Below are 3614 nucleotides of genomic sequence, written 5' to 3' on the forward strand. Positions count from 1 at the left end.
ATGTCAATATAACGATGCGGGAGTATTTTATACCCTTTGGTTTCATAGGTGCTTCTAGAGTGAAAACTGTATAGGGTGGCTTTCTTCAGACCTTTAATTCTGGGTGCAAAATAAATCCCAAGCATGTTCAATATCCCAAAAATTGCTTCAGAATAACCATGTGTATCAGGGAATGGATTGTGCTCTTAATCGAAAGATTATGTAATAACCCATCAGCTACATAGGCTGCTTCTCGTTCAGAGCTACTGATTGACGTAGTATAAAACAGACGATTCAGCTCATCAATAAAACTGTAAAGTGAAGATCCTGAGCCGCTTCCAAAGTATTTGAATGATTTATTGGCATTCAATGACTCAACCACTACACTGACTTTTCGCCCATCGCTAGATGTATGTAATTCACCAGGATTTTTTTGATAAATGCTGGCTAATGATAACTTGCCAAGCAAGTCAAGAATACATTGATTGGCTGCGTTAATATTATCAAGACTCATATGCCAGTTTACAAAATTTTCAAGGGCATCTTCTGTGATTCCTTTGGAGACGTTGGCCATCTTACTGATGCCAATATTGCATCCCATCCCTAAAATTGCTGCATAAAATATGGATGTTTTGGGCAAGATCTTTTTGTCTTTAACGCTGTGATGGCGAAAGCAATCAAGGTAACCAGTTAACCGCTGAATATCACTCAATATTTTTAGTACCGATGTGTATTTCTGATCAGCAAATAAAGAAGATACAGATTGCGTATTTATCTTTTCGACTTTAGGTGTTGCCAACACCATTCGTCCTTTTGGATCAAATTTGATGTGCTGATTTTTGTCTGCTTTAATACGGCGATTGGTTTTATGATATGCTCCATGAAGCTTTTTTTGAAAGGTTGCAATTAATTGATCAATGTCTGCAAAGTCGAGCAGCCCTGCTTCTTCCAGTAGCCGGTTTTTGTTAGCCTGCCAATGTTCTTTTGGGTGTAAATAATTTTCCAGAGACAGGTAGCGATAGGCTGGTTTCAAACTGATAACACCTGCTTTTAAAGCATCTGCCGTGTAAAAATACAGCAGAACCTTATAAAGGGATACCCTGAATTTACCTTCACTGGAATAGAGTGCCGCCTGCTCCTTTTCAGATAAAAAGCTAACAGGCGCCTCTTTCCCCACATTCCCTGTTTTAGCCTGAATTGGCAACAACTTAAATTTCTTAATGCGCAAGAAGCCAAGGTAGTTAGGCCCGAAATTTTAGACACTTTTTGGGTAAATCGAATTGAAAACCGTAATGAGCGATCAATTGATTTGATTAAAGGGTTTCTCAAAGAACGTCCACCTATCCAATGGAATAATACACCTGTTGATAGAGATCAATGGTCATCTATCATTGACAATGAGTTTCGAGAAATAGAAAGCAATCTCAATAAAATGAAATTTTTAAATTTATTTGAACACATATCCGATATGGATATTTTGAGTATTGATAAAGGGGAAGGGTTTGGTATAGCCAAACAAAATGCACTAAAAGAGGAAATAACAGTACAACTATCTAGAGAGGATGAGAGAGATATCAGCGATTACATGACGGATATGAATATGTCTGCTTCAGTGTCGATATTGTCTGAAGGGAAGACAAGTACGATCTGTACAGAAGGAAACGATGAAAAATCAATTTTTTCAACACACTCGGTTGGAAAAATTTTTACAGGGGTGCTAATTTTACGTCTTGTAGAGCAAGGGATTTTAAAAGAAGAGGACTTAAACAAGCCAATACAAGTTAGTGAAAGTGCTAAAGCAAAATTACCTGCTAAAGTTGTCGAACGATTAAAAGATGTGACATTGCATGATATGATGACTCATAGAGGAGGATTGGGGGATTTCGTTGGCAACTATGTAAAAGATGTTAAGAATTCGCTTGAAAAAGAAATCAAATTACCAAAAATAGAAAACCTTGAAGACTTTCTAGTCTACGCAAATGATGAATTATCCGATCAAGGAAAAACAAGATATAGCAATTTAGGATCTTTATTAGTAGGTTTGGCAGCCGAATATGCCTATGCTGAATATCAGAAAATACATTCTGAACTCTCACCGATGCACTTTAACGAGATGCTTCAAGAATTTATTCAGAAACCTTCAGGTATGATTACTTTAACTGATAGAAGCCCATCTGGTGCAAAAGTAAATACCAGTAAAACGATCACTGAACCCACCCCTGAATCCCCACATCTTATAGCAAACCCAAGCGGAGGCTACTGGACTAGTGTTAGCGATTTGCAAAAGTTGGGACAATGGCTTTACAATAAAGCGCAACAGAATGATTTTGCTCGTCTTATTTCAAAATATGGCCAAGAATTTCATCTTGATGATAATACATTAGGGCATAAAGGTGAAAACCCCTCTGCTAGTGCTATGCTTTCTGTTTCTTTAAGTAATGGAAGAGTTATTGCTACCTTGTCAAATAGTAGTCGAACACACGCTCATGATCTAGAAGAGTCAATAAGAGAAAATATTTTCTCAAAACCAGTTAATGCAATAGTCAAAGATGAAGCAACACATCAGTTCAGAGACACCTTAAAGCAAATGAAAGGCCTAGCGCCTACTCCTACCGAAGATAATGAGATAGAAAATAAAAACCCCATTACTCCTTTTAAAACAACACCTAAACCTCCATGGGAGCAATAATAATTTCTATAGATGGGTAATTATCTATGCACAGTAAAGGACTATAGGCCGTTTTGAAAATGAGATACCCATAACGCGCGTATTCAGTCTTACCCTGTACTGGAACAAATGATTAACGATTAATCAATTAAATCTCATTGCCAGTTTGGGCTGGATATGCGGTAAAACCCAGTTGACACTAAAGCAGACTATGGTTGTTTAAATGATATTTCAAATCATAAAATTAATGAGGCATCTATACGAAAACACTGGGAAGATATTTTACGAGTCGCTGTTTCATTAAAGTTAGGCCACATCAGCGCTTCTGATTTAATACGATCCTTATTTCGTAAAAACAGACCATCTGGTTTAGCCAAAGCATTAATGAATTTAGGTCGTATTATCAAGACACTGTATCTGCTTAATTATATCGATGATGAAGAATATCGTCGCCATATTTTGATTCAGCTTAATAAAGGTGAAAGTCGCCACAGTTTAGCACGTACTGTATATCATGGTCGGCGTGGTGAAATTCATGAAAAATACCGAGAGGGGCAGGAGGATCAACTCAACGTACTTGGATTGGCTACCAATGCGATAGTGTTGTGGAACACAGTTTACATGCAGGCCGCATTAGATTATTTGCGAGCAAAGGGTGAAATAATAAACGAAGAAGATGAAGCAAGGTTATCACCATTGGGACGAAAACATATTAATTTTTTGGGACACTTTTCATTTATGTTGCCTAAAGTTGTGTCAGAAGGTCAACTGAGACCACTAAATGTTGTTGAAAAACTAGAACTGGCTTAGTAAGTTTTGCTTAGAGTAACTTTTAGTTCCAATGATTGTCACAGGCCAAATACTGCGCATCCCCGCTTTCGCTCTGTCTCTTGATCCTATCTCATCAAGAGACAGCTGCTTGCGCAGAGGGGGAGGGACTTCTCAATACCGTCGCCTTCCGCAAAAG

Annotated in this window: 3 protein-coding genes and 1 pseudogene; 2 read left to right on the plus strand and 2 right to left on the minus strand. The window is 37.8% G+C overall.

Annotated features, from left to right (window positions below; all coding sequences use genetic code 11):
• The coding region (locus Lgra_RS18635) for a hypothetical protein (RefSeq protein WP_420795208.1) at positions 1–125 on the minus strand (125 nt) is incomplete at its 3' end.
• 2 nt (positions 126–127) lie between these two features.
• On the minus strand, positions 128–1186 hold the full coding sequence (locus Lgra_RS16830; RefSeq protein WP_058500304.1) for a Tn3 family transposase: 1059 nt from the start codon (positions 1184–1186) through the stop codon (positions 128–130).
• A gap of 102 nt (positions 1187–1288) precedes the next feature.
• On the opposite strand from Lgra_RS16830, the gene Lgra_RS16835 reads away from it, so the two are divergent.
• Complete coding sequence (locus Lgra_RS16835) at positions 1289–2668, plus strand: serine hydrolase domain-containing protein (protein WP_058500305.1); 1380 nt, start codon at positions 1289–1291, stop codon at positions 2666–2668.
• Positions 2669–2851: 183 nt separating this feature from the next.
• Positions 2852–3457: pseudogene (locus Lgra_RS16840) on the plus strand (Tn3 family transposase); the annotation flags it as partial.
• Positions 3458–3614: the final 157 nt, after the last annotated feature.

Source organism: Legionella gratiana, from assembly GCF_001467695.1.
Taxonomy (GTDB): domain Bacteria; phylum Pseudomonadota; class Gammaproteobacteria; order Legionellales; family Legionellaceae; genus Legionella; species Legionella gratiana.